The sequence below is a fragment of the Nostoc sp. JL31 genome (genome assembly GCF_017114965.1).
GTDB lineage: Bacteria > Cyanobacteriota > Cyanobacteriia > Cyanobacteriales > Nostocaceae > Nostoc > Nostoc punctiforme_A.
Window position 1 is genome coordinate 25,967 of the sequence record NZ_JABXKO010000029.1, and the last position, 24,329, is coordinate 50,295.

Annotated in this window: 23 protein-coding genes and 2 pseudogenes; 12 read left to right on the forward strand and 13 right to left on the reverse strand. The window is 40.7% G+C overall.

Annotated elements, in window-relative coordinates; genetic code table 11:
* Positions 1 to 26 precede the first annotated feature (26 nt).
* Together rpsU and HWQ43_RS05170 are read right to left on the reverse strand one after the other, a co-directional pair.
* On the reverse strand, positions 27 to 218 hold the full coding sequence (rpsU, locus tag HWQ43_RS05165; protein WP_069073774.1) for a 30S ribosomal protein S21: 192 nt from the start codon (positions 216 to 218) through the stop codon (positions 27 to 29).
* 120 nt (positions 219 to 338) lie between these two features.
* The gene (locus HWQ43_RS05170; RefSeq protein ID WP_292730931.1) at positions 339 to 665 is read right to left on the reverse strand and encodes an RNA-binding protein; all 327 of its coding nucleotides are present in this window, start codon (positions 663 to 665) and stop codon (positions 339 to 341) included.
* Positions 666 to 1,128: 463 nt separating this feature from the next.
* Between HWQ43_RS05170 and HWQ43_RS05175 the strand changes: the two genes are divergently transcribed.
* The 4 genes and pseudogenes from HWQ43_RS05175 to HWQ43_RS05190 all read left to right on the forward strand — a co-directional run bounded on the left by HWQ43_RS05175 (position 1,129) and on the right by HWQ43_RS05190 (position 6,818).
* On the forward strand, positions 1,129 to 2,523 hold the full coding sequence (locus HWQ43_RS05175; RefSeq protein ID WP_292730932.1) for a TldD/PmbA family protein: 1,395 nt from the start codon (positions 1,129 to 1,131) through the stop codon (positions 2,521 to 2,523).
* 403 nt (positions 2,524 to 2,926) lie between these two features.
* Positions 2,927 to 3,457, forward strand: coding sequence for a pentapeptide repeat-containing protein (locus HWQ43_RS05180; RefSeq protein WP_292730934.1), 531 nt, complete (start codon positions 2,927 to 2,929; stop codon positions 3,455 to 3,457).
* A 901-nt stretch (positions 3,458 to 4,358) separates the two neighbouring features.
* Positions 4,359 to 5,922, forward strand: a pseudogene (locus HWQ43_RS05185) (DUF1565 domain-containing protein).
* Positions 5,923 to 6,041: 119 nt separating this feature from the next.
* Entirely contained in the window at positions 6,042 to 6,818 is a 777-nt protein-coding gene (locus tag HWQ43_RS05190) for a hypothetical protein (RefSeq protein WP_292730936.1), read from the forward strand.
* A gap of 25 nt (positions 6,819 to 6,843) precedes the next feature.
* Here the strand turns inward: HWQ43_RS05190 and HWQ43_RS05195 are convergent, their stop codons facing one another.
* Complete coding sequence (locus HWQ43_RS05195; protein ID WP_292730938.1) at positions 6,844 to 8,913, reverse strand: tetratricopeptide repeat protein; 2,070 nt, start codon at positions 8,911 to 8,913, stop codon at positions 6,844 to 6,846.
* 483 nt (positions 8,914 to 9,396) lie between these two features.
* Between HWQ43_RS05195 and HWQ43_RS05200 the strand changes: the two genes are divergently transcribed.
* Positions 9,397 to 9,657, forward strand: coding sequence for a hypothetical protein (locus HWQ43_RS05200; protein ID WP_194043036.1), 261 nt, complete (start codon positions 9,397 to 9,399; stop codon positions 9,655 to 9,657).
* A 406-nt stretch (positions 9,658 to 10,063) separates the two neighbouring features.
* Positions 10,064 to 10,300 carry a type II toxin-antitoxin system Phd/YefM family antitoxin gene (locus HWQ43_RS05205; RefSeq protein ID WP_292730943.1) on the forward strand — a complete coding sequence of 79 codons (237 nt, stop codon included), beginning with the start codon at positions 10,064 to 10,066 and terminating at the stop codon, positions 10,298 to 10,300.
* Here HWQ43_RS05205 and HWQ43_RS33715 read toward each other — a convergent pair.
* Together HWQ43_RS33715 and HWQ43_RS05210 are read right to left on the reverse strand one after the other, a co-directional pair.
* Positions 10,214 to 10,735: a hypothetical protein gene (locus HWQ43_RS33715; protein ID WP_366932786.1), complete on the reverse strand. Its 522-nt coding sequence runs from the start codon at positions 10,733 to 10,735 to the stop codon at positions 10,214 to 10,216. The genes HWQ43_RS05205 and HWQ43_RS33715 overlap by 87 nt on opposite strands.
* A 68-nt stretch (positions 10,736 to 10,803) precedes the next feature.
* On the reverse strand, positions 10,804 to 10,962 hold the full coding sequence (locus HWQ43_RS05210) for a hypothetical protein (RefSeq protein ID WP_292730945.1): 159 nt from the start codon (positions 10,960 to 10,962) through the stop codon (positions 10,804 to 10,806).
* A 128-nt stretch (positions 10,963 to 11,090) separates the two neighbouring features.
* Here HWQ43_RS05210 and HWQ43_RS05215 point away from each other — a divergent pair, with 128 nt between their 5' ends.
* The 4 genes from HWQ43_RS05215 to HWQ43_RS05230 all read left to right on the forward strand — a co-directional run bounded on the left by HWQ43_RS05215 (position 11,091) and on the right by HWQ43_RS05230 (position 15,189).
* Positions 11,091 to 12,113 carry an aromatic ring-hydroxylating dioxygenase subunit alpha gene (locus HWQ43_RS05215; RefSeq protein ID WP_292730946.1) on the forward strand — a complete coding sequence of 341 codons (1,023 nt, stop codon included), beginning with the start codon at positions 11,091 to 11,093 and terminating at the stop codon, positions 12,111 to 12,113.
* Between the two features lie 195 nt (positions 12,114 to 12,308).
* On the forward strand, positions 12,309 to 13,058 hold the full coding sequence (locus tag HWQ43_RS05220) for a sterol desaturase family protein (protein ID WP_292730948.1): 750 nt from the start codon (positions 12,309 to 12,311) through the stop codon (positions 13,056 to 13,058).
* Complete coding sequence (locus HWQ43_RS05225; protein WP_292730950.1) at positions 13,058 to 13,666, forward strand: DapH/DapD/GlmU-related protein; 609 nt, start codon at positions 13,058 to 13,060, stop codon at positions 13,664 to 13,666. The genes HWQ43_RS05220 and HWQ43_RS05225 overlap by 1 nt, the downstream gene beginning before the upstream one ends.
* The gene (locus HWQ43_RS05230) at positions 13,666 to 15,189 is read left to right on the forward strand and encodes a GH3 auxin-responsive promoter family protein (RefSeq protein ID WP_292730952.1); all 1,524 of its coding nucleotides are present in this window, start codon (positions 13,666 to 13,668) and stop codon (positions 15,187 to 15,189) included. The genes HWQ43_RS05225 and HWQ43_RS05230 overlap by 1 nt, the downstream gene beginning before the upstream one ends.
* Before the next feature lie 104 nt (positions 15,190 to 15,293).
* On the opposite strand, the gene HWQ43_RS05235 is transcribed toward HWQ43_RS05230, so the two are convergent.
* Both HWQ43_RS05235 and HWQ43_RS05240 read right to left on the reverse strand, forming a co-directional pair.
* Positions 15,294 to 15,641, reverse strand: a complete 348-nt coding sequence (locus tag HWQ43_RS05235; RefSeq protein ID WP_194045492.1) for a hypothetical protein — start codon at positions 15,639 to 15,641, stop codon at positions 15,294 to 15,296.
* An 80-nt stretch (positions 15,642 to 15,721) separates the two neighbouring features.
* Positions 15,722 to 17,206, reverse strand: coding sequence for a CIA30 family protein (locus HWQ43_RS05240; RefSeq protein ID WP_292730956.1), 1,485 nt, complete (start codon positions 17,204 to 17,206; stop codon positions 15,722 to 15,724).
* 229 nt (positions 17,207 to 17,435) lie between these two features.
* Between HWQ43_RS05240 and HWQ43_RS05245 the strand changes: the two genes are divergently transcribed.
* Positions 17,436 to 18,236, forward strand: a complete 801-nt coding sequence (locus HWQ43_RS05245; protein WP_292730958.1) for an RMD1 family protein — start codon at positions 17,436 to 17,438, stop codon at positions 18,234 to 18,236.
* 135 nt (positions 18,237 to 18,371) lie between these two features.
* Here HWQ43_RS05245 and HWQ43_RS05250 read toward each other — a convergent pair whose 3' ends face one another.
* Both HWQ43_RS05250 and HWQ43_RS05255 read right to left on the reverse strand, forming a co-directional pair.
* Positions 18,372 to 19,463 carry an aromatic acid exporter family protein gene (locus tag HWQ43_RS05250; protein WP_292730960.1) on the reverse strand — a complete coding sequence of 364 codons (1,092 nt, stop codon included), beginning with the start codon at positions 19,461 to 19,463 and terminating at the stop codon, positions 18,372 to 18,374.
* 120 nt (positions 19,464 to 19,583) lie between these two features.
* On the reverse strand, positions 19,584 to 20,534 hold the full coding sequence (locus tag HWQ43_RS05255; protein WP_292730962.1) for an L-lactate dehydrogenase: 951 nt from the start codon (positions 20,532 to 20,534) through the stop codon (positions 19,584 to 19,586).
* 107 nt (positions 20,535 to 20,641) lie between these two features.
* Here HWQ43_RS05255 and HWQ43_RS05260 point away from each other — a divergent pair.
* Positions 20,642 to 20,954 (forward strand): annotated as a pseudogene (locus HWQ43_RS05260) (transposase); the annotation flags it as partial.
* Positions 20,955 to 20,982: 28 nt separating this feature from the next.
* On the opposite strand, the gene HWQ43_RS05265 reads toward HWQ43_RS05260, so the two are convergent.
* From HWQ43_RS05265 to HWQ43_RS05280, 4 genes are all read right to left on the reverse strand, one after another.
* Positions 20,983 to 22,704: a tetratricopeptide repeat protein gene (locus tag HWQ43_RS05265; RefSeq protein ID WP_292730964.1), complete on the reverse strand. Its 1,722-nt coding sequence runs from the start codon at positions 22,702 to 22,704 to the stop codon at positions 20,983 to 20,985.
* A gap of 190 nt (positions 22,705 to 22,894) precedes the next feature.
* Positions 22,895 to 23,194, reverse strand: a complete 300-nt coding sequence (locus HWQ43_RS05270) for a hypothetical protein (protein WP_292730966.1) — start codon at positions 23,192 to 23,194, stop codon at positions 22,895 to 22,897.
* Positions 23,195 to 23,384: 190 nt separating this feature from the next.
* Entirely contained in the window at positions 23,385 to 23,618 is a 234-nt protein-coding gene (locus HWQ43_RS05275) for an EF-hand domain-containing protein (RefSeq protein ID WP_292717504.1), read from the reverse strand.
* A 532-nt stretch (positions 23,619 to 24,150) separates the two neighbouring features.
* The gene (locus HWQ43_RS05280) at positions 24,151 to 24,309 is read right to left on the reverse strand and encodes an amidohydrolase family protein (RefSeq protein ID WP_292730968.1); all 159 of its coding nucleotides are present in this window, start codon (positions 24,307 to 24,309) and stop codon (positions 24,151 to 24,153) included.
* Between the last annotated feature and the right edge of the window lie 20 nt (positions 24,310 to 24,329).

Genomic DNA, 24,329 nt, shown 5'->3' on the forward strand with positions numbered 1-24,329 from the left:
TAGCTAACCGGAGGTATCGCTAATAGTTAATTACGACGGAAATTTCTCTTGCGTTGTTTGTGTCTAGCAACTTCTTTGCGCTTGTGTTTTTCCAAAGGCGTTTCAAAGTGACGATTCTTTCTCATGTCTGGAAAAATACCTGCTTTGGAAACTTCCCTCTTAAATCGGCGTAAGGCTGACTCAATTCCTTCATTTTCGCCCACAAATACTTGGGTCATTTATCATCTCCTACTTAATTGGTACTGGGCAATTTAAGCCATCCAGTAGACCGGAGCGCAAAAAGGGCAGATAATGATTCTGCCCTTTAGACGTTAAAACTTAATTTTTGATCTTAAAGCTTAGTAGCGTGATCTATTGTATCCACCACCACCACCACCACCGCGGCGATCGCCACCACCACCACCAAAAGAACCACCTCTATCTTCCTTTGGTTTAGCCTTATTCACTTTGAGGTCGCGTCCCATCCATTCAGCTCCATCAAGAGCATCAATGGCAGCTGTTTCTTCAGCTTCTGTGCCCATCTCTACAAAGGCAAAGCCGCGTGGACGTCCGGTTTCACGGTCAGTAGGTAACTGAACCCGCTTTACAGTACCGTGTTCGGCAAACACAGAATTGAGGTCATCTTGTGTGACCTCGTAGGATAGATTACCTACATAAATTGACATGCATTATCTCCAAAATCATAGGTGTGTAGAGATTTAGATTTCGGAGGCAAGCTTGTTAAGACCAAAAGGGAAAAGCCTGTCAATACTAAAAACAAAGAATGTAACCGAATTTTATTCTCACTTGATTATCTTAGCACATCATTGAGTTCTTACCCACAGTAACTTAAGATTGGGGATTGGAGATTGGGCACAAGAGGCAGAGTTGCAAAGGGGCACAGAGGAAAAATTTACTGTAACTTCTCGCCTGTTTTTCCACTCACTCATACCAATTTGAAAAATGATTGCGACAGATGGATTCACACCAAGCCAGACGCACCAAGGCAATTCCCAATCCAAAATCTAAAATCCAAAATCTAAAATGGTATCATCTCCCCCAGTACCTAGTCCCCTCATAATATTGATTAGCAGAAATTCCCCAAATAATTGCAAAATAAATGCAGTTCGTCATTGTTACTAATTGGAAATGCCGACTACACTTGCTGACGCACAAAATTTACTTTCTGACCTGATCGCCCGCTACCGTGAGCGTGTAGATTATCTGATGATTCGCCTTGAAGAAGCAGAAGGGACTGATATCTTGTTGCGTGGCGACAAGGTAGAAACCCTCAGTGAAGGCATCTCCATTGGTGGGCATATTCGCGCTTGTTATAAAGGCGGATGGGGGTTGAGCTGCTTTAACCAGCTAGCAACAATCAAAGATCGCATAGAAGAAGCGATCGCTGCTGCGCGGATGGTTGGTGATGAAGAAACTTTACTTGCACCCATTGACCCGGTGCAAGCAGTATGCATTCTACCCCTAAAAGGTACTGACCCCCGAAATGTCTCACTCTCGCAGAAAAAACAATTGTGCGATCGCTATGCCCAATTGCTTAAAAGCGTCGATCGCCGAATTACCACTACCTCGGTGCGTTACGGTGACAGTGCCCAAAAAGTAATCATTGCTACTTCCGAAGGTACTTTGATCGAGCAATCTTGGGTGGATATGGAAATGCGCTTTGCCGCCACCGCCAGAAATGGCGAAACCGTACAAACTGGACGGGAAACTACTGGCTCTCGCAAAGCTTACGAAGATTTAACTAGTTTGGATGAACAGGTAAAAGGGGCTGCTCAAAGAGCGATCGCCGCTTTATCTCTACCACCAGTCAAAGGCAATACTTACACTGTAGTCATTGACCCAATTCTGACGGGTTTATTCGTCCACGAAGCCTTCGGACATCTTTCTGAGGCTGATATGGCTTACGAAAACCCCGATCTCCTGGAAGTTATGACCATCGGACGGCGGTTTGGCCCAGAAGAACTGCAAATTTTTGATGGTGCGGCTCCAGAGGGACATCGCGGTAGCTATTTTTACGATGATGAAGGCACACCTGCCACTACTACTCAACTAATTAAAGATGGAGTTTTAGTGGGACGTTTACATTCTCGTGAAACTGCTGGCAAATTGGAAGAAGCGCCTACGGGTAACGCCCGCTGTCTTAACTATCACTTTACTCCCATTGTGCGGATGACAAATACCTGGATTGAACGGGGTAAAACGCCAGTCGCAGACTTATTCACCGATATCAAAGAAGGAGTTTATGCCCGTAATTGGTTGGGTGGGATGACGAATGGGGAAATGTTCACCTTTAGCGCTGGGGAAGCGTGGATGATTAGGAACGGCAAAATTGCTGAACCTGTCAGGGATGTGACGCTTTCGGGAAATGTATTCCAAACTTTAGCGGATATTGAGGCACTTGGTGATGATTTTTACTGGGATGAATCTGGTGGTTGTGGTAAGGGAGGGCAAAATGGCCTGTCAGTGGGTTGTGGTGGCCCTAGCCTCCGAATTCGAGATGTAGTGGTTGGCGGGGAAACATGAATTATCCGCTGCGATACCGAAAATACTTAGTATCGCAGTGGACTTCCGATTGACTAATGACTAATGACTTCAAATAAGGAGTTTCCTGCTTCATCCTAAATAATCCAATGCGCTTGGGTTAAGGGTTATTGGTGTAGATAATTGGTCTTTTGAGTATAGCGATCGCTTTGCACTAATGCTGAAATTTTTCAGGTGGGCAACATCCCTCCTAAGTATGAAATTAACTCACAACTCTAGGTAGTAGCGTCAGTAGTTAAGAATAGCTAATCTAGATTGAAGCGATTCAAAATTTACTCTGGTTTAATTCATCACAATAATTCTCAGTTGCGCGTGCTGAGAATTTACTGCCTGTCTGGGTAAGCTGGATAGCCTCAATTAAACGTTCCTTAGCACAGCGACAGATATGAAAGCAGATCAACTCCTGAAAAACTATGCCGCAGGTGTCAGAGACTTTACTGGTGTCAACCTGAGCGAGGCCAACTTAAGAGAAGCCGATCTCAGTGGCGTAATTTTAGATCGAGCAATTTTAGATGGAGCTAATTTAAGTCACGCTAATTTAGCCCACGCCAGTTTGATTGAAGCAGACTTAAATGGAGCAGATTTGAGCAATGCGGATCTCAGTGGTAGCAACTTAAGCGGAGCAATTTTGGATGGAGCAATTTTGGATGGAGCAGATTTGGATGGAGCTAATTTGAGTCACGCTGATTTGACGGTTGCTAAATTGATTGAAACTAATTTGAGTGAGGCGGATTTGCAGGAAGCAAACTTGATAGCGGCGAATCTAGATGGAGCGGATTTAAGTGGTGCAGATTTAAGTGTAGCTGACTTATCCCAGGCAAATCTCACTCAAGCAGATTTGAGCCAGACAAATTTGAGCGGAGCCAATTTGGATGGAGCCAATATAGAAGGAACTATTCTGGATGAGAATGTTTAATCTCATTTTCTTACAGAGCAAGGGTTCTGGGTTGCTGACTCAATACATTAACCAAAACAGTACCTTGGAACACCGAGATTAATCTCCTCTCCGCAGGCGCAACAGCTTACACACAAGTTTTTTAGAGGTGCAATGGCATTGTTTTGACTGACAATGCGATTGTTCCGGCTGACAATGCCATTGTTTTGGCTGACAATGCGATTGTTTCGACTAACAATGCGATTGTTTCGGGTGACAATGCGATTGTTTCGACAACAATGCCATTGTTTTGGCTAAGGGACTTTCAGCTAAACAAATATTCTATTGTCGGGACGCAAGTCCTTCATAGATGTCAATTTAACGCTAAACCCGCTTGGTGACACAACGTTTTGCCCTCACCCCCAGCCCCTCTCCCTTGGGGAGCTACGGTGTATACACAAGTCTGAAGTAGTTCAAGAAGCTGGTTTTTACCCCACCCTAACCCTCCCCGTATGTATTGGGGAGGGAACTAGATTTCTGGCTTCCCCCCTTTCCAAGGGGGGATTGAGGGGGGTAATTTGACTTGTCTGTACACCGTAGCCCTTGGGGAGAGGGGAGCTAGACATTACAATTCCCCTTCTCCCTTGGGAGAAGGGGTTAGGGGATGAGGGGCTTAAGTTGACACCAATGAAGGCCTTGCGCCCCTGCAAATATACAAATAATTTGGGATAATTTATTTTTTGCAAGTCCCTAACAATGCCATTGAGATGAGAACTTGGAATGTTGCGCAAGAGTTTATAACTTTTGTGTACATACGATCTGCTTGTCAGAAAAACTCAAGTGGATATATTTTCTATACACAAGGATATTACTGTGAAAAAGTTTGCTACAAGTATTGTTATTTACGATTGTCATAATTAAAACAATTGACTCTCAACTATCAATGGTGAACTCTACCCTCGTCGTCACACTCTATGTCAACCCTATGACAGGGAATGATACCAATACTGGGTCACGGTTGAGTCCTTTTAAAAGCCTCACCCGTGCTTTAAAAGTAACCAAAATCTTGACGATAATTCATCTGGAGTCGGGGACTTACAACGCCGCTAGTGGTGAAGTGTTTCCACTAATCGTCCCTGGAGGGGTGACAGTGGTGGGTAATGAAGCTAACAAAGGTGCAGGAATTGTAATTTCCGGGAGTGGTGAGTATCGAAGTCCCAGTTTTGGTATACAAAATATTACGCTGCTCTTGGTAGATAATGCCAGTCTTTTAGGTGTAACTGTTACCAATCCCTCAGCCAAAGGTACTGGTATCTGGATTGAATCTGCTGCACCTACTTTAAGTAACAATACTCTGAGCAACTGTGGGCGGGAAGGTGTGTTTACCACTGGTGCTGCCAAATCCACAATTTTAGATAACTTATTTGTGCAAAATACTGCTAGCGGGTTAGTGATGGCAGGTCATAGCGAGGGAGAAGTACTGCGGAATGTATTTCAAAGAAACCCTTTAGGCATAGCAATTAGTGACTTTGCCACTCCGACGATCGCCAATAATAAATTATCAGAAAATCGCACGGCGACTTTCTCGCAATGCCCAACCGGTGCTACGTCAAAATCTCATTGCTAAAAATACCCAAGGTGGTTTATTAGTCAATGGCAATGCACTCCCTGATTTAGGTAATACCAAAGATCCAGGTGATAATATTTTTCGCGATCATGGTGAATTTGATTTATATAATGCCACTACACAAAAGCTAGTTTCCGTAGGTAATCAATTAAATTCGTCTCTAGTCAAGGGTTTGGTAGAATTACTCCCAAACAGTTTAGTAACATTTAACACCAGTTTCTCTGATACCTCGACAGAATACCCACCTCAAAAACCCCCCTTGTCCCCTTATCCCTTTGTCCCAGCGTCTTCCGAACTAGATGGACATTGGGCAGAACCATTTATTCAGGCATTAGTGAGCATGGATTTAACTCATGCTTTTGCCAATGGTAGCTATCAGCCAGATAAACCTATGACTCGCGCCCAGTATGCAGCTTTGGTGGCGATCGCTTTTAACCCATTTCCTAAAATCCCGGCACCTGATTTTACAGATGTACCCAAGGATTTTTGGGCTTATAGCGCTATCCAAATCGCAGCTAGCGGTGGCTTTGTTGGCGGATTTAGCGATCGCACTTTCCGCCCCGATCAAAGTGTGCAGCGGCTACAGGTGATTGTCTCCCTAGTAAACGGACTGGGATTACCAGCTGTTGATAGCGGTGTTTTAGAACTATATAGCGATCGTCATACTATTCCCGACTACGCCCGGACAGCCGTTGCCACTGCCACACAACGGGGAATCGCTGTCAACTATCCAGATCCGAAAGTGCTTGCACCTTTACGTTTGGCAACACGCGCCGAAGTTGCAGCGATGGTTTATCAGGCATTAGTCGCCATTCGGCGAACATCTGCGATTAAATCAGTCTATGTGGGGTTGCATTCTAGAAGTTGGCAAGTAGAATAAGGAACACTGCCTATCGTCTTGGCAACTCTTGGAAAAATAAACCATGTAGTTAAAAGCACGCTAGGCTAATATGCGATGGGTGACAAATCTAAGACCTATTGCCTAAAGCTAATAGCCCCATGTTAACAACACTTCCAGACACCTCTGCCAACTTGGCGATCGCCTTATTAATTAACTATAGTTTCGATCTCAGTGGGTATAGTGCCAATGAGCTAGTTGAGCGTTGGCAAACGCAATACCCCCTTAATTGGCTACACCTGGCAGTGATTGAGGCACTATATCAAGGTCGTTATAAAGCGGTTTCCGTGCAGCAAATTTTAGTATTTTGGCAGCGCCGGGATCAGGCTACATATCATTTCAACATGGAATTTGAACGGATGATTTGTAGCAAATTTCCCCAAAGCTTAACGTCATCGGCTGCACCAGTTCTACCGCCAGCCAAGAAAAAACCCACTCTAGAGCAAGTGACGAGTCCTGAATTACCTCCAGCTAGGATTCGCAATGGCTATCAACACAGCAATACTGCGACTCTCCAACTGAAAAGTTATGAACCAAAGACATCTTTGAGTGAAGAAGATGGAAAGCAGGAAGATAGAGATAATAAAACTGTCTTAAAGTCTCCGCTTTCTGGGAAATTTACCTCTTCGGCAACCCTTGAGCGATTATCTGCTGTCAGCCAGAGGCAAACTTCACAAGAAGGTCCAGCGCCTTCCCCATCACCAAACCATCATCAACGACAGCCAAAACTGCTCCCACCTGCTCCTATTCATGCCCCAATCGGACAATTTACACCCGAAAAAAGCGATCACTCTGATTCTTTTACATCTAAACTCAAAGCCATGTCTGGGGAGCAGGGGAGCAGAGGAGCAGAGGGGAGAATGACGAATGACAAATGACAAATGACAAATGACAAATGACATTTTATTCTGCAACTAACAGCTTAAATCGCTCATCGTCGGCAATATCATCAAAATCTAGGTCAGTTGCTGCGTCTTCTTTATACCTGGGATTAAGTTCAATCGCTTGTTGTAGAGTTAACAGAGATCGGTCAACTTGTCTTTGCAGTGCGTAACAGGCTGCTTTGTTGTAATAGGCACTAGCATAATCTGGCTTAATTTCTAAGGCTTTGTTAAAACTAGCGATCGCTTCATCATCGCGTCCCAATCTTACCAATGTATAACCGTATTTATCCCAGATTTTGGGAGAATTTGGTTGGAATTCTAGCGCTTTCTCAAAGGAGATTATTGCCTCTTCGTATTGTTCTAATGCTACTAGGGAAAGACCGCGATTTAACCAGGCAACGGCATCATCAGGTTTGATTTGTGTAGCTTTATCAAATGAGGCAAAGGCTTGCTGATGTTGTTGTAAGTTTCCAAAAGCAACGCCGCGATCGCACCAAGCTTGATGATAATCTGGCTGAATCGCAATCGCTTGATCATAAGATGCGATCGCATCTTGGTAGCGTTTCAATCTTCCCAGAGTTAAACCACGTTTTAACCAACTCACAGGTTCATCAGGTTGGATTTTCACTGCTTGGTTGTAAGCTGCGATCGCATCTTCATAACGCCTTACAGAAAACAGATCATCTCCCTGTTTTACATACTCATCAGCAGTGAATTCCGGTTGTTGTGGCTGTTCCTGTATTTCTTGCTCAACTTCAAAATTCACCACTTCTAGAATCGATTTTGGCGTAATTTCAGTTAGTTCTTGAAGAATCAGATCCTTTCTTTCTTGGGCATCCAATTGTAACTCAGAGAGTTGAGAGACAAACTCAGTTTCTAGTCTTTCTAACTTCTCTAAAATGAGAATCTTTTGTTGTTGAGCATTCCATTGTAATTCTGAAAACTGCGAAGTAAACTCAGAGCCAGATTTTTCTAAATCCTCAATAATTAGCTCTTTGGATTTTTGAGCATCGACTTGTAATTCCGATAATTGCAATTTAAATTCTGACTGCAATGCTGCTAAACTCGCAAGAATTTTATTTTTTTGTTCTTGAGCATCTATCTGTAATTCCGATAATTGAGATTTAAGTTCTTGCTCAAATATACCTAAACTATCAACGGCAATCTCTTTTTGCTTTTGAGCATCAACCTGTAATTCGGATAACTTTTCTACAAATTCTGACTGTAATTTTGTTAAAATTTCAAAGATTATATCTTTTTGTTGTTGAGCATCAGACTTCCATCCAGAAAGTTGAGATGTGAACTCAGACTTTGATATTTCTAAATCAGTAACGGCTACTTCTTGCTGTTGTTGTACACCTAACTTTAACTTAGACAATTCTTCTGCGATCGCAGATGCTAATTTTCCTAAATTATCCAGCGCTATATCTTTTTGTTGTTGAGCATCAAACTCTAACTTAGATAACCCCGAAGCAAATTTTGACTCTAAATTTTCTATATTTCCTTGAGATTTTTTTATTTCCGCTTCTAATCTACTTAATACCTGTGCTTTAGCTAAATCTAGATCGGATCTCAGAATAGATACATTTTCTTGTTCATTTTTAATTTTTTGTTGTAAAGCAGTCGTTTCCTGTTCTAATTCAGAATTTATTTTTTTCGCATCTTGAATAACATTTTCAGCCTCTTGTTTAACGGTGGTTAGCTGATTTTGTAATTTTTCCATTCCCTGGACTTGTTGCATTGCCCTATCAACAATTTCCCGGATTATCACCCGTCGCAACAGCCATAACAAAGCAATGACTGCGACTGGAAAGAGACTTAGGATAACTAGCCAAATATCGAGTAATATAGTTGTGCGGCTAAAAGTGCTTTTAAAATCAGATTGAACTTGCTGTTGAATTCGTTTTTCTGCTCGTAGTCGTGCTAATTCTTCCCGTTCTGAATTCGATAACACCGGAGTCGGAATTAGTCCTGGGTTGGGTGATGGTGCAGATTGTCCACTGGCGATTCCAATGGATAACAATAAGGGTAAAAATACAATAGTACTTTTTCCAATTAAAGCGAAAACAGCTTGATTTTTGGTCTGCATAACAACCATCTGAGTCTGTTGGTCAGTTTTCGAAGCGGCTTGCCTCTCTCCAATCTATAACAGAATTAAGTGGTTAAATGTTGTAGAGGCAGTGTAAAATTCTGAGCAATCCTTAACTAATCCGTTTCCTCGTCCTGAGTGTACCTACAACTTTAGTTATAGAGCGCAGTCAAATTTGTAACAAACTTTGGTGATCTACTACTAGAACATAACTACGTTGTAGATACTGCTAAAGATGGTGAAAGTCAAGCAGTAAAATAATAATTTATCAACTAGTGGAAGACAAATTGCGAAAGCATTGGCACTTTCTTAGACAATCCACCGAACAAGGTTCGGACTTTGTTTTTATAGATAACAAGGCGTTGAAATTGGAAGTTCTACCTGTATGGGAAGTGTCAGGTGTGGTTACTTCGCATTAACATTAGATTATCTACGGTAAGTAGATTACTTGTCCTCAAATTAACTTAACAAAGGCGGTAGAAAATGGGTCGCATAAATCCTTACACACTGCAATTACAGATTACCCGAATGTTTGAGCAAGGGCAATCATTTTTTGCCACAACCAAAGTACAGGAATGGTTGAAAGAACGTAAACATAATCCAGAAGATTATGACATTATTTTCCATAAAAAACCTGCACCTCCTGGTTCCAAAGAAGTGATGGTTGTGGAAATTGAATTACGCCGCAAAGATGGACAACCTGTAGATCCGTGGTTGCAGGAACAAGCAAATCTCCATGCCTGATTTTCGCAACTATAGCAGTCCTAAATTAGATGTGAAAACTTCTTTTTCTCTTCTTGGCATTTCGCAGAAAAAGTGGTTTGTTCATTTTCACAACTTAGATAGGATTGCTATGTGTGAGGGCCACGCCTACGCCCAAACTCAAAACATAACCTGCTGTAAATATTGAAATAAGTTTACACAAAATTTATATATACCTAACAACCTTAAAGATTTAACAAAGATCATCTTTTGTTGGTTATTTCTTCACCTATATACATTGGTTAAAAGTTTATTTAAGTGAAATTACAGAATTATTCATTTGTACCAGCGAAAAGCGAATTAAGAAACCTTATTTTGCGGTAATGTTGAAATTTGCAGACTGGAAGGATGAATTGGTTAAACTCAATTTAGAGACTTAGATAAAATCATGGAAACTGTAAATATCCATCAAGCTGAAACGAATCTCTCACAGCTTTTATTGCGGGTAGAGCATGGAGAAGAAATCATTATTTCTGACAGAGGCATTCCTGTTGCCAAATTAGTTCCGTTTCGCACTTCATCAAATCGCCGCGATAGTTTAGGACAGGATAAAGGGCGTTTTGTAGTGCCAGAGGACTTTAACGCCCCTTTGCTCCCCATCGAATTTGTTATTATCGCTCTTTAAAGCTAGTCGTGTTACTCCATAATGTCTAACAATATCTCCTTGTGGCGATCTATATTCAGATAAATATTCATAATTAAGATTAAAACAGATAGGATCAACCATTTCAAAAGCTGCCATAAGTGACAAGCTTCTTGCATATTGGGTTTCTAGCCGAATACGGATATTAGAGTAAGTTTGATATATCGTAATTGTAGCTGTAATCTTTTGTTGTGGTTGTTTAGAACTGATTATGTAGCCATTCCACTTCCCACTTAAGTTTGGTATTTTCACAATTCCGATTTTGTAAAAAAGGCTCCATTTCCATAGCCAATGATCAAATACTAGAAATAGTAAACCGAATATAGCGAAACCTGATAGTGTTATCAATGGAATGCTTATTACATTTGAAACTTGACTGAGCCAAGTAGCAATAACTGGACTTAATAAACCGCTCAAAAATGCTAGGAAATAATATACCTTTTTCCTGTCATGACCGATGACGCTTCAACATCTTCACTTGATATTTATGTATCTTTTGCAATTCCTCGCAGTCGAGACAAGTTACCCTTTTTCAATTCAGAATTAGTTTCTCGCTGTAGCGACTCCAAAAGGATCTGCACTAATGTCCAGCGATCGCTAATTGGTAACTCTAATACCTGCTTTTGCAATTGTTGTAATGTCACGCTCGTTTTCCCATCTCAGGCTATCTCACTTTTAATTGTAAATTAGCTCTTTTGGAATTCGATAGTTACAGCAATGCAGTTCTACTCAAGACATTGCCATAATTTATATACGATCGCTCCCACCCACTATGCAATTTGCAGATTTCTGGTACATTGTCGCACTCAGCAAACAGTTACAACCTAACAAAGTATTATCACGCACTGTTTTAGGAGAATGGTTGGCGATATTTCGCGGCGAAGATGGACAACCCGTAGTTTTACGCGATCGCTGTTTACACCGCAATAGCCGTCTATCATCAGGTAAAATCTGTAACGGTGCTTTACAATGTCCCTATCATGGTTGGGTATATGACGGGGTTGGAAACGTGATTGCTGTTCCAGCCGAAGGTGATGATTTCAAACCTTCCCCACAGCGTCGAGCCAAGTGTTACGCTACCAAAGAACAGGATGGCTATGTTTATGTGCGGTTAGCTGATACCCCAAGTGTTGATCTTGAACCCTTTTCTATGCCTCACTACGGGCAAACAGGATGGGAGACGGTACGGGTAATTAACCGTTTTGCTAACAATGTTACTAATTGTGCGGAAAACTTTATTGATATTCCCCATACGGCTTTTGTTCATCCTGGTGTTTTCCGTACTTCCCGCCAACAAAAGTTAGAGATGACTGTTGAACGCTGTCATGGTTCGGTTTTGGTGGAGTATCGCAACGAAAACAATAATTTGGGATGGTACAGCCGTTTTCTAAATTTGCAGGGTGCAGAGATTAAACATAGCGATCGCTTTTATATGCCAAACATTACCTCTGTAGAGTATAAGATGGCACATAATCGCCATTTGTTCATTACCAGTCAATCTATTCCAGAAACCGATAATTCAACTCTGGTTTACACCGATGTCACCTATAACTATGGTATTTGGAATAAGTTAGCACGTCCCTTTGTGCGGTGGACTGCTCAACACATTATCCGCCAAGATGTGGAAATTTTGGGTATTCAGGGGGAAGCGATCGCTAAATACGGGACACAATTTTATAATACGCCTGCGGACACAACTCATATATTTGTAGAGTCAATTATGGCAGCTATATCTCGTGGAGAAGATCCGCGTTTATTGCCAAATCAATCAGTAAAAATTACATTTTGGGTTTGAAAAATAATATCATCTCCGCATAAATTAGTCATGATTTCCACAGTCATTACACCCCACCCCTTAATCCCCTCCCCTTGCTAAGGGGAGGGTAGACAAAGCGTAGCTTTGGCGGGGTGGGGTTCTTCGGGTTTAATAAGTAATCAAGCAGACATGATGTAATTCGTAATTAATCAATATCAGTGTGAGCAATCAAAAGTGGGAATACAAAACTTTTCACAACTACTAATTTTTGGCTCTTTTATCGGATTAGTTGGTTGGACTATTACCAATCAAGCTGGACGAACTCAACTTAAAGTTAAAAGTTGTGAAGATTGGTTTCTAGATGGCATTGGATTAACGATTCAAGGAATTTTGATTCCCTTACTACAAGCTACTTTAGTTTATTGGCTTTATCAACATTTATTACCCACTCAACAAGGATATTTAGAAGTATCATTAATCCCGGCTTTTATTATTAGTTTTGTTGTGGTTGATTATTTATATTATTGGAATCATCGTTTATTACATACTAAATTATTGTGGAAAGTTCATCAAGTCCATCATACTGCTACTCAGATGGATGTATTAGGAACTTCTCGCAACACACTTTGGACAAGTTTATTAATTATTTATTTATGGATACACACTTTGTTTTTGTATCTGTTAGCCGATCCAACAGGTTATTTACTCGGAGTAAGTCTAACTTCTGCCTTAGATTTATGGCGACATAGCAGCTTGATAATTCCTGAAAGTAGCTGGCTTTATCAATTTTTATCTTCTTGGCTAATCTTACCACAGGATCATACTTGGCATCATTGCCGTGAAGTCCACAATTATAACTATGGGGCTAATCTGAAAATTTGGGATAAGTTACATGGAACATATTATGAAAGCACAAAATTGCCGTCTACAATAGGAATTACTAGCTCATTAAACTTGTTCCAAAAACTTTTCTTCCCATTTTAATGACAGTTCTAAGTAAAATTATTTCGTTTTTTCCCGCCTTTATATTATTGCTAACTGGGGCAGCAATAGTCTACCTCGCCTATTCACCTAACATCTTCAGCATTCTGGCGGTGTTACTTTCTATTTATGGGCTACCAGTGCTAGTTTATCGCTTGCATGAATGGGTTTATCCTGTGCGGGAAGGTATTAGTTATTTACAAAATAAAGAATATAATCCCTGGTGGGGTAGTCATCAAATCCAGGTAATTTATATTGCTATTCCAGCCTTAGAAGCAATGCTGCGGTTGATTCCGGGGGTGTTTTCTTGTTGGTTGCGATTGTGGGGTGCTAAAGTGGGGCGAGATGTTTACTGGACACCAGGTTTAGAGATTGCCGATCGCAGTTTATTAGAAATTGGCGATCGCGTCGTTATCGGGCATGGTGTCGGTATCTATTCTCACATCATTAAACCCCGCAAGCAAAATTTAATGTTGTATGTCAAAAAAGTCAAGATTGGCAGCAATGTTTTTGTGGGAGCCGGATCTAATCTTGCTCCTGGTGTAGTCATTGGCGATGGTTCTTATTTACCAGCAGCCACCAAGCTTTATCCTAATCAAAAGGTGCAATAATGCGTCCGATTATTCAGCTTTTTGGGCAAATCCTCGCACCAACTGCGAGGCGATTTTATCAAGCTTTGGATAACCCAGAGTTAATGCAGACATCTGTACAAAGGGAGATTTGCGATCGCCTAATCAAGAGTGAGTATGGTAAAACTTTGGGGATTCATTCTGTAGACGATTGGCAGCGTGTGCCAATTGTAGATTATGATGCGCTCGAACCCTACTTAAATCAAAAACCTCAACAAATTTCCCTCACTCCCGAACCCATTTTATTCTATGAAAAAACCTCTGGTAGTAGTGGGGCGGTAAAATGGATTCCTTATACTCAATCTTTGCGGCGATCGTTTAATCAGATGTTTTGTGTATGGGCGCATGATTTGATTGTACATGGCCCGAAATTCTCCACAGGGAAGATTTATGCTTGTATCTCGCCGCAATTAAATATAGCTGATAGCCAAAGTTTACAGAACGATCTAGATTACTTAGATGGCTGGTTGCGTTGGTTTTTGCGTCCTTGGTTGGTGATGCCAAATAAACTTAATCGCCTGCATGATGCGAACTTGTTTAAACATCAACTGGCTTTGGCATTATTAGAGGCTGAAAAACTAGAAATTATTTCTATTTGGAGTCCTAGTTTTCTACAAGTACATTTAAAATATATTCAAGAAAATCAGGATTTATTGCGAAAAGAATTACACAATCAAATTTCACATCATCGTCTGCAACAACTGTGCGAAAGTAATATTCCCTGGATGCAACTTTGGCCAAATTTGAAGCTGATTTCTTGCTGGGATAGCGCCAATGCAGCAGATCAAGCTCAGGGATTAAGATTAAAATTTCCAGATGTATTAATTCAAGGTAAAGGACTACTAGCAACGGAAGCCCCAATAACGATTCCCTTGATTGTAGCTGGGGGATGTGTGCCGATTCTGGATGAAGTTTTTTTCGAGTTCGAGGATGAGACTGGTTCCTCGCATGGTTTACACGAACTCAACATTGGCAAGGAATACACGATTATTTTATCCCAGAAAGGCGGATTATATCGTTATCGAATTGGCGATCGCATCCGGGTAACTCATTACTATCGCCACACTCCCTGTTTAGAGTTTCTCGGACGACATCAAGCTGTGAGCGATTTGGTGGGCGAAAAGTTGCAAGAAACCTTTGTAAATAATGCTCTGACTCTATTGAACTTGCAAGAAACTAATTTTAAAAGTTTGATGCCCATTGCCGATCCTCCACACTATATTTTATTACTAGATTCGGCAAAAGAAAGCTCAGAAATCATCGCTCAACAACTGGATCTGGCTCTATCAGAATCATATCATTACAAGAGAGCGCGATCGCTCGGCCAACTTGCACCACCAAAGGTTTTAATCTCTAGTCAAATTCCTGAAATATTAGTTTCCCATCGTATCCGTACTGGAAGTGTCTGGGGAGGTATTAAGCATCCAATTCTAGCAAAATCACCCATTAGCACTGAACTTTTACAACAATTGAAGTTGAAAATTGCTGTCAAGACGAAAGACTGATTATTGTAGAGACGGCGATTCATCGCGTCTCTCGCCTTAATGTGTTCATTTTTAATTTTTAATTTTGCCTTACGATACTACCCTTTTGAAATTTGATTAAATATTTAGCGTGATTCTAATTTAGCAACTCGCTGCTCTAATTTATTAACTTGTTGCTTCAATTCAACCACCAAAGTTGCAAGCCGATCAAACATCGGATCTTGCTGTGATAAGTTACCTCTAGAACGAGTTGATTGTCGTGGGGTAAGTGTTGTTCTTGAGGATGGAGACTGTCGAGTTTTACCTAGCTGAGACTCTAGCTGATTTAACCGCGACTCAACACGATTCAAATCCGCTTCCAGATTGTAGATGCGGGACTCTACTTGTTGCGATGAGGCAGTTTTAGAAAAAAAACTGCCCCATATAATTGTTACTAAAATCCCGGCGATTACTAGCACCTTGATTTTTTTCATCCCAATAGCTGACTTGCTAGAACAGTCTATCTAACCAGACTTGGTTGAGATAATTTACAGACTAAAAATCTGTAGATATTTCATCTTTCATCAGGTTGTAAGTTAGAAAATAAACTCTGCCAATCGATATTGACAGTATTTTCTCCCTGTTTAACCTCAAATGTGACGTTAGACGCTTTTTCTACTTTTAGCGCTTGTATGCAAAGTTCTGCCACATCCTCACGGCTGATTTTGCCTCTAATATTGTCACCTTGCTCAAATATTAATTCCTTACCCCCTGCGTCTTCAGTTAAAGCACAAGGTCTAATAATTGTATAAGGAATTCCGCTTTCTCTTAAACTATCTTCTCCCTTCAACTTCCAAGTTAGAATTCCTCCCAATTGGTCATTTAATTTCACTGCTGGGGGTTCTTCATCTAAATTAATGCCAGGGCGGCCGGGACGAGTCACACCTGCTGAACTGACGAGAATAAATTGTGGTAAAGCTGTCCCCCCATAAGCTTTAATTGATTCCAACTCCAAAGCAAAACCACCTGGGGAAAATTTGGGATTTAAAGCGCCATCATGTTCAAATTTGCTCAACATCAGTTGGAATGAGCGAATTCTACTTTCTTCAAGTGGCGGTGCATCTTTAACAACTTTTGCTCGAAATACGGGAATCAAATCTGCAAAGGGAATCTGAATATCTATCCAGGTATTAGCTACAGTATCGAAAGAATAGCTATAGCCAATACCATCCCATGTTGTATCTGTCCGCAGAAATATTTTATAACGCTGACCGTCACCTTTGACGCGCAATTTCACTCCTTCATAACCAGATAAGTTGAAGGGTGGATCAAAATTCTTCGTTCTGACAGAAGCAAATCCGCCAGAGTTAGCGGTGGAGACATTACCAGCAAATAAAGCTGTATTTTCTACTAATTGGATATTACTAGCACTCACGCCACCCATGACGACATCATCCAGCGCTCCCCAGTTATCCTTTAATTCTGCTGATGGCTTGGTGAAATCAAATATTAGTTTTTCTTTTGCTTGGGGCAAATATTTTGCCGCCGCTTCGACTAAGTTTTTGACTCCTTGATATTCTACATTTTCGGGAGTGTCGCCAACAATTTCTGGCTGGTAAAATTTAACACCTTGATAATATTTGGCTCTGTCTGCTGTATCTCCCTCAACTGGTTGTACGCGCACTGCTGTGCAACAAATTACAGCTTGAATATCAGCCATAACTAAAGGAGTTAAAGTTTCTGGTTGCGTGATATCCGCAACTACTAAATCAATATCATTACCAAGAATTGACCGCGCTTTGTCAATATCTCGAACTAGGGCGCGAACTTTATAACCTTGTTGGAGCGATCGCTGCACGACTCGTTTACCGACACCACCTGTTGCACCTGCTACTAATATTACACCCACGTTGCTTCCTCCATTGGGTCTATATTGATTATCCTTAGGACGACCTTGGATTAATTGCTGTACCCAGTTAAGGAAAGGAATTACCTCAAAGTAAGTCAGGGTTTCGATAAACCTGCCTAAGTCCCATTGAGAACGATTTTTGTCAGTCATATTTGCGTCCTCATAACTTTATTTACTCTAACAATTTTGGAGGGAGTGTCGTTCAATTACTTGAAAAGCGCTGTAATTTATTCAGGGCGCAAGAGTATCTAAAACAGGGTATGGGGTGTAGGGGAAAGACGAAATGGTAAGCTGAGATTGTAGTTATTTCTGACAACAGGCATAAATTACTATCGCTACCAGAGCAGTAAAGCAGGCAGAATATAGCTTCCGGGCAACAATGCAAAAACTCCTTTTTAATGACAAAGATAGATTTAGAGCGCAGGCCCTATTCCTTGGTAAAGGTATTAATTTACAGACGCTGGAGAATTACGTTTGCTTGGCGAGTATGCCAGTATTGGTTAAAGCCGGTGAAGAAGGGTACGCAGTACTCTTGGGCTATGGTGCAGTTGTCCTGTTTAATCTTGAGCCTGTAGAAAAGGTAGCCTTTTTGAGCAAACTATCTTCTCAAATTAGCGGCCCTTTTGCCGACCCGGAAACAGAAGAGGTGGAAGTCCATCTCAGTATTAGTGAGAGTGAACGAGCTAAGGAAGGAAAAATTTTACTGCATGAATTGAGTATAGAACGCTTGCAGATAGTGGCTGATATTCTTGCTAAGAGTGTTGTGCTGTCTCACTATGAAACCAGCCTAGCAACCGTATTTGATCAAATTGAACCGTTTGCAGCTAGTCTCCAGCGTGAAAACAGGAGTAGACAACAAAGCCGGGAATTACTGCGTCAACTTGGGACTACCCTATTAGTTCAACATAAGATTGTAGGTCAAGTAGAGATTATCGATAAGCCAGAGTTGCTCTGGGAATCTCCACAGCTAGAAAACTTATATCTGCGCTTGGAAGATGAATACGAAATCCGTGAGCGTCACCATGCCCTGGAACGTAAACTAGAGCTAATTGCCCAAACTGCCCAAACGGTGCTGGAGTTCATGCAGCATAGTAGTAGTCAGCGAGTAGAGTGGTATGTGGTGATTTTGATTGTGGTAGAGGTTTTACTGTCACTTTATGACATCCTTTTCAAACGCTAATGCTAAATTTGGGGTTGTGAGGGAGCGATCGCAAATGCTGTGCCCCTACCCCCCCGATCTATTTACCTGAAAATAGCTGTAGTGGTAAATATGTAGTGAAAACTGATATTTACCACTACCCGGCAATGTTCATGTTCATACCCTATTATGCAACGCCGAATAATTTAGCATGGTTGCCATTTTTTGCAACTTTCTACCTATCTCTTCTATCGTGTAAAAGAATGTGAAAAACCGCAGTAATTCATCCATTGAATAATCTGCTTGCTGAACTTCTTTTAGCTGGTTCAATTCTTCCGTTGCATTAGCGATCGCCACTTCTATATCTGGCAAAGCTAAATGAGACTGGTAAGATTCAACTGCTGTTGCTAAAATCAGCATCGTGTTTTGAGTTTCTAGTGCCAGTTGGTTAATTTGGGGCGAGAGAATCTGCCAGAAAGTATCCTGTTGCCTAGCAAGTACGGTATGTTCCATAGTTAAGATATGTTCCCAAATTCTCCGAATCAGGAACTCCCAAGCCTCATTCACTCGCGTTTCTATTGGTTCGTTTGTTCGTCCTTGTCTGACTTCTTGCCATAACTCTCGTTCTGCTACCAATGAATTAATAATAGTTAGTTTCAATACATCTACACTGGGGCGATTGTAGTTGCCTGTAAAGGCGCAGTCTATGACTAATCTGTAAAATTGCTCTAAATGAACTAGCGTTTGAGATAGGTAACGCCTCAATTCTGTGTCCGCACGAGCCGGAAAAATAAAGTTGTTCACCAATAAAGCCACAGCAATACCCAAAAAGGTTTCTAAATATCTATGCCAAGCATAGAGCCAAGGAGACTGGCTGTGGCTTAAAATCACGATCGCTGCAACATACCCTGCTAGTTTCGCTGCTTCATTTAATTTCCAGTAAGAAGTGAAAAAGATGGTCAGGAAAACACATAGTCCTAGTGACCATGAATTGCTACCTAATGCGATCGCAAAGATAGCTCCAGCTATCGCACCAATAGCCGTCCCAATTAATCGCTGAATACCTAGCTTGAGTGTACTACCGTGGGTAGATGACATCACAATAATTGCTGCTATGACCGCATAAAACGGATATTCCCATTGCAACCCCTGAGCAATAATTAAAGAGATGGCTGATGCGATCGCCATTTTGAGTGCCATCTTGCCTAGCAGAATCGTTGACATTCCTTTGGGCGTAGTAGCCCACCTGATTAATTGTGATAACACCACTTAGTTTGGTTTTTATGCCTATTTACTTAGTAGTAATCATAAGTGATTAACCAGACTTGATATAATTTGTTAATGTGACAGCCACAGGTATGAAATCAGGCAAGTTTCGGTCGGTTTATTTTAATTATGCAAAGAATTGTAGGCTTCATTCAGTTTGGTAGCTGACTCTTCTAATAAGCTTTGTTCATGAGCATTTCTTGGTAACAACAGTTGGCGCTCAATACCTTGCGAACCAATGATACATGGAAGTCCAAGAACAACTTGATTGCCAACTCCATAGTTAGAATCTGCTCTGGCCGATACTGGAAATATTTGCTTTTCATCTCGCAGAATAGTATCAACTAACTGACAAACTACTGTTGATATGCCATAGCTAGTATTTCCTTTACGTTCAGAAATGTTATAGCCTCGCTTACGGGTTAACTCTGCGTACTCTTCCTGAATTTGTTCCAGCATTGCTCCTTGTGGTATGGGAAATTCAGCTAATGGAGTTCCCCCAATAAATGCACTAGACCAAACGACAAATTCACTGTCTCCATGCTCTGCAATCACATAAACATGAACGTCAAGTTTTGCAACATTCAGTCGCTTACCAAGTTGATATCTTAGTCTAGCAGTATCAAGAACGGTTCCTGAACCGAAAATTAGATTTTCTACTCTAGTGGAACTGTCCATCGCAATGCGTGTTAGTATATCAACTGGATTGCTAACAATAAGTATGATTGAATTCGGTGCAACTCGATCCAATTCTTTCATCGTCGAACGTATGATCTGTGCATTGTCGCTCAACATATCTAATCGGGTCTGTCCTTGTTTATACTGCACTCCAACAGTCACGACAATGACATCAGAATCAGCTAAATCTTCATACTGATTTGATGGTGTAATCTCCATTTCTTTCAGTAGGGGAATGGTGTCTTCAATATCCCATGCTTGCCCCTCAGCTTTTGATAAGGTTCGGTCAAAAAGGACAACTGTTACACATTTATGGAGTAGCACTAAAGCATTTGCTACATTTGCACCTACATTTCCCGCGCCAACGACCCCGACCTTAGATGTTTTGCTACTCATGTCATACTCTATCCAAAAAATTTAGTGTATTAACCATCACAAGTCTATTGCAGCTTTGCATAAATATGCGATGATTTAGGCAAATACAAGTATGGTTTTGGGACAAGAGTGGTTTCAGTTTACGCGTAATTCGTCGCAAAAATTGGGATAAGTGAGGACGGCACAAAAATTTTACAGGACAACGGCGACGTGGACGGGTCAATGTCATGGGAGGAATTCGGGAAGGAGATCGAAAACGAGTATATTTTTTTATTAAAAAAGGTGAGGGAGATATCTTTTATGAACAGTTACAACAACTCAATAAATTAATAAATTAATAAATTAATAAGAGAAGAGTAGATAAGCTCTGGATTCAGCAGCGAAGATTTTCAGGAATGTGGCCCCAAGATTATTTTAATTTTAGATAATGCTAGTTTTCATATTGAAGGTTACTTAATATAGTATTTATCTAGAAGTTTAAAATATCTAATGATTCTTCTATTTCTAAATCTAATATTATTTCTCGTGTATCTTTAAGTGCTTCTAGTTTACCTTCTTTACGATAGATGTCTGCTGCTTTTTGAAAATCTTCAATTGCTCCCTGCTTATCTGCAATTTCTAAACGAGCATTCCCACGATTATAATAAGCATCAGCATAATTAAAATTAATCTGAATTGCCTGAGAATAATCTTCAATTGCGCCCTCAAAATCTCCTAAATCTGAACGAGCATTCCCACGGTTGTAGTAAGCATCAGCATAACTAGGATTAATCTGGATTGCCTGAGAATAATCTTCAATTGCGCCCTCAAAATCTCCTAAATCTGAACGAGCATTCCCACGGTTGTAGTAAGCATCAGCATAACTAGGATTAATCTGGATTGCCTGAGAATAATCTTCAATTGCGCCCTCAAAATCTCCTAAATCTGAACGAGCATTCCCACGTTTTTTATAAGCTATGGCATCTTGAGGATTAATCTTGATTGCTTGAGGAAATCCTGGCTGAGAACCTAATAAATAACGAGCAATACCACGGTTTTTATAAGCATCAGCATAATGAGGATTAATTTTAATAGCCTGGGTATAATCCTCAATTGCTCCTTGGTTATCTCCAACATGAGAACGAGCTTCAGCCCGATTTTTATAGGTTACGGCAACATTAGGATTAATTCTAATAGCTTGAGTATAATCATTAATCGCTTCCTCTAATCGCCCCAGTTGATAGAGAGATAAACCTCGTTTATTGTAAGATTTAGCATCATGAAGATTAATCTGGATTGCCTGAGAATAATCTGCGATCGCAGCTTCGTAATCTCCTATTTGATAGTGAGCTAAACCTCGTTTATAATATAAAATATCAATGTCGCTCTGATTAACTTGTAGTGCTTGATTATACTTATTAATGGCATTTGTATATTCTCCTTTTTGAAAGCATTCATCACCCAGCTTTACATAAAGTATATTTAAATCTTCATTATGAGATGGCTGAAAAGAAGATTTGAGTACATGATAATTAGTTGGCTTAGATATAATTTCCTGTTTCGGAAGATATTTATAAATAGGTGGTTGTTGGCGAGAAGAATTATTTATAGAAGATTGTAACTGTTCTAGATAGCACCATAAACCACCACCATATAGTAATTGTTCTATTCCAAAAGAGATTTTACCAGTCTTCAACTTAATCATCCGAGTTGGGAGAAAGCCAGCCAAAAAAAGGTGATACTCAGATTGTGCTTCACTCACATCTTCTTGAATTAAAATGCAAACTACAACTGCATTTTTTTCAACTTCTTCAGAACTAATTGACCATCTAACTCTGTCAATGCGACCATGACGAGATTTAACCTCAATACCAATAGATGGGTCAGAAGTCAAGGTAAAATCTATATTGCCATCGCCGCCAAATCGCTTTTCATAATCGACTTCGGTAATAAAATCAGCTAAACGTTCTTTGACAACTTCCTCACCTAACTTCCCTTTGAGATAGCTAAGAAAAACATCACGCACTGGTAAAACACGCTTATATTTTTCAGCCATCTGCCAGCAAAATTCCCGTAGTGTCTTTAATCTCTCTCCAGAAATTATAGTTAATTCACTATATTGACCTTCTGTTTCACAATGAAGCAGACAACCAGATGCTAACCTTTTAATAAAATCAGACTGTAGCGATCGCAGTAGTGTAATCCAGTCCATTTATATTTCTGCGAATCTTTTGATGAGATTATTCTATTAAAATATCCATTCGGCGTAAAGCTTTTAATTAGCTCTTTAGGCGCAGCCATGTCTGATTATGCCAGAGTTTTGAAGAGTTGGAAGAGTGCGATCGCTGGGAATAATACATGAAACCACGTAGGGTACCGACTGATATAGGCTCTCCTTGATTTCAATCGGCGTTACTCCGACATTGAGCGCAGCTGCTACCATAACCCTGTATTCGCTTACTGCCCGTCAGGAAGCCTTTACCCAAAGGACTAAACGGCACAAGCCCGATTCCCAGTTCTTCCAGGGCCGGCAGTACGATTAGATCGCGACGCTTTATCTTGGTGGAGGAGAGTGGTGATGTTGCACTGGCTGCGGCATAAGCTTTCGTGTTGTACATGAATTGATGACTAGCTCGCTGTAGAACTTGCCAACACTGTCCAGCCCAAGCTGCATTTTCAGCTTCAGCCCTTTCCCTTTCCAACCTTGAATAGTAGCACTTTCCACCTGGGTGAGTATTTGGGGAATGTCAAAGGATATTGTGTCAATTACTTGTGTGGTCATCTCTTTTGTGCTAGTGAGTTACCAATGACCATGAAAATTGCAAATCCCTCAAAGCGTGTACTAGAGAGGGATTTTTGGGTATTGGGTATTGGGTGTTAGGGATTGGGTTGCTAGTTTAAATTATTTGCTTTCTCAACTGCTTCCTTTAACTCTTCAAAGGTAATACTGCCGTCTTTGTCTGAATCATAATTTACTAGCAATTCCTGGGGACTAGTAGTATTTGTTTCTGATGAAATGATTGCACTTAAGCCAGGACTTAAAAAAAGATCATTAATGGATACTTTGCCGTCTTGATCGCTATCTAAGGTATTAAAAAGAGATTGAAGCTCTTGCTCGGTTGTCATAAGTTTCTATCTGAATTAGTTTTTCAACTTAATATCTCATTAATCTGTGATTAATCTCTCAAAATTAAATAAACTTGTATCTTTAGACGTAGAAACGGCTATCGCTGGGGCTTAGATCGGGTGTACCCTGTGGGTTACAGGGTTTACAGTCTGACGATGTAAATAAATCGACATGGACCCGCCTTCTTTCTAACGTAGTCAGATATACAGCTAATCATTTGGCATCCAATGTCTTTGGGTTGCAGTTTCAATGGAGTTAGCAACGCAACGGGACAGCAAAGAAGTTGTACGCGGGATAAGATAAAACTTTCCGCTTCTGGTGTCCCGTGCTATGCCAGTTGTAAGCGTGAGTGCTGTAGAATCGCTCTACATAATTGATACAGCGCTCAACGGAGTTCAGTTAATGCTCTACAACTGGCTAGAAATGAACAAAACCAAATAGAACCTCAAAAGATGAAAGATGTAGATAGCTGGCATTGCTCTAGAAGCAATTGTAAGCATAAAGGTTACATTTATATGTAATATTTTTAACTTAAGAAATACGATCGCCTCGGCAGATAGTTGCACTCAGACGGGGTATGATACCATGATCATGAACAGCGATCGCATCAGCTCTTTTTCCTACCTCCAAACTACCGCGATCGCAAAATACATTAATCGCTTTGGTTGGGTTACTGGTAAATAATTGCATAGCTTGGTAAATAGGCTTGC

Coding starts and splice junctions, on each gene's coding strand:
- rpsU (WP_069073774.1), bottom strand. CDS start 218: ATGACCCAAGTATTTGTGGGCGAAAATGAAGGAATTGAGTCAGCCTTA.
- HWQ43_RS05170 (WP_292730931.1), bottom strand. CDS start 665: ATGTCAATTTATGTAGGTAATCTATCCTACGAGGTCACACAAGATGAC.
- HWQ43_RS05175 (WP_292730932.1), top strand. CDS start 1,129: ATGCCGACTACACTTGCTGACGCACAAAATTTACTTTCTGACCTGATC.
- HWQ43_RS05180 (WP_292730934.1), top strand. CDS start 2,927: ATGAAAGCAGATCAACTCCTGAAAAACTATGCCGCAGGTGTCAGAGAC.
- HWQ43_RS05190 (WP_292730936.1), top strand. CDS start 6,042: ATGTTAACAACACTTCCAGACACCTCTGCCAACTTGGCGATCGCCTTA.
- HWQ43_RS05195 (WP_292730938.1), bottom strand. CDS start 8,913: ATGCAGACCAAAAATCAAGCTGTTTTCGCTTTAATTGGAAAAAGTACT.
- HWQ43_RS05200 (WP_194043036.1), top strand. CDS start 9,397: ATGGGTCGCATAAATCCTTACACACTGCAATTACAGATTACCCGAATG.
- HWQ43_RS05205 (WP_292730943.1), top strand. CDS start 10,064: ATGGAAACTGTAAATATCCATCAAGCTGAAACGAATCTCTCACAGCTT.
- HWQ43_RS05215 (WP_292730946.1), top strand. CDS start 11,091: ATGCAATTTGCAGATTTCTGGTACATTGTCGCACTCAGCAAACAGTTA.
- HWQ43_RS05225 (WP_292730950.1), top strand. CDS start 13,058: ATGACAGTTCTAAGTAAAATTATTTCGTTTTTTCCCGCCTTTATATTA.
- HWQ43_RS05230 (WP_292730952.1), top strand. CDS start 13,666: ATGCGTCCGATTATTCAGCTTTTTGGGCAAATCCTCGCACCAACTGCG.
- HWQ43_RS05235 (WP_194045492.1), bottom strand. CDS start 15,641: ATGAAAAAAATCAAGGTGCTAGTAATCGCCGGGATTTTAGTAACAATT.
- HWQ43_RS05240 (WP_292730956.1), bottom strand. CDS start 17,206: ATGACTGACAAAAATCGTTCTCAATGGGACTTAGGCAGGTTTATCGAA.
- HWQ43_RS05245 (WP_292730958.1), top strand. CDS start 17,436: ATGCAAAAACTCCTTTTTAATGACAAAGATAGATTTAGAGCGCAGGCC.
- HWQ43_RS05255 (WP_292730962.1), bottom strand. CDS start 20,534: ATGAGTAGCAAAACATCTAAGGTCGGGGTCGTTGGCGCGGGAAATGTA.
- HWQ43_RS05265 (WP_292730964.1), bottom strand. CDS start 22,704: ATGGACTGGATTACACTACTGCGATCGCTACAGTCTGATTTTATTAAA.
- HWQ43_RS05275 (WP_292717504.1), bottom strand. CDS start 23,618: ATGACAACCGAGCAAGAGCTTCAATCTCTTTTTAATACCTTAGATAGC.
- HWQ43_RS05280 (WP_292730968.1), bottom strand. CDS start 24,309: ATGCAATTATTTACCAGTAACCCAACCAAAGCGATTAATGTATTTTGC.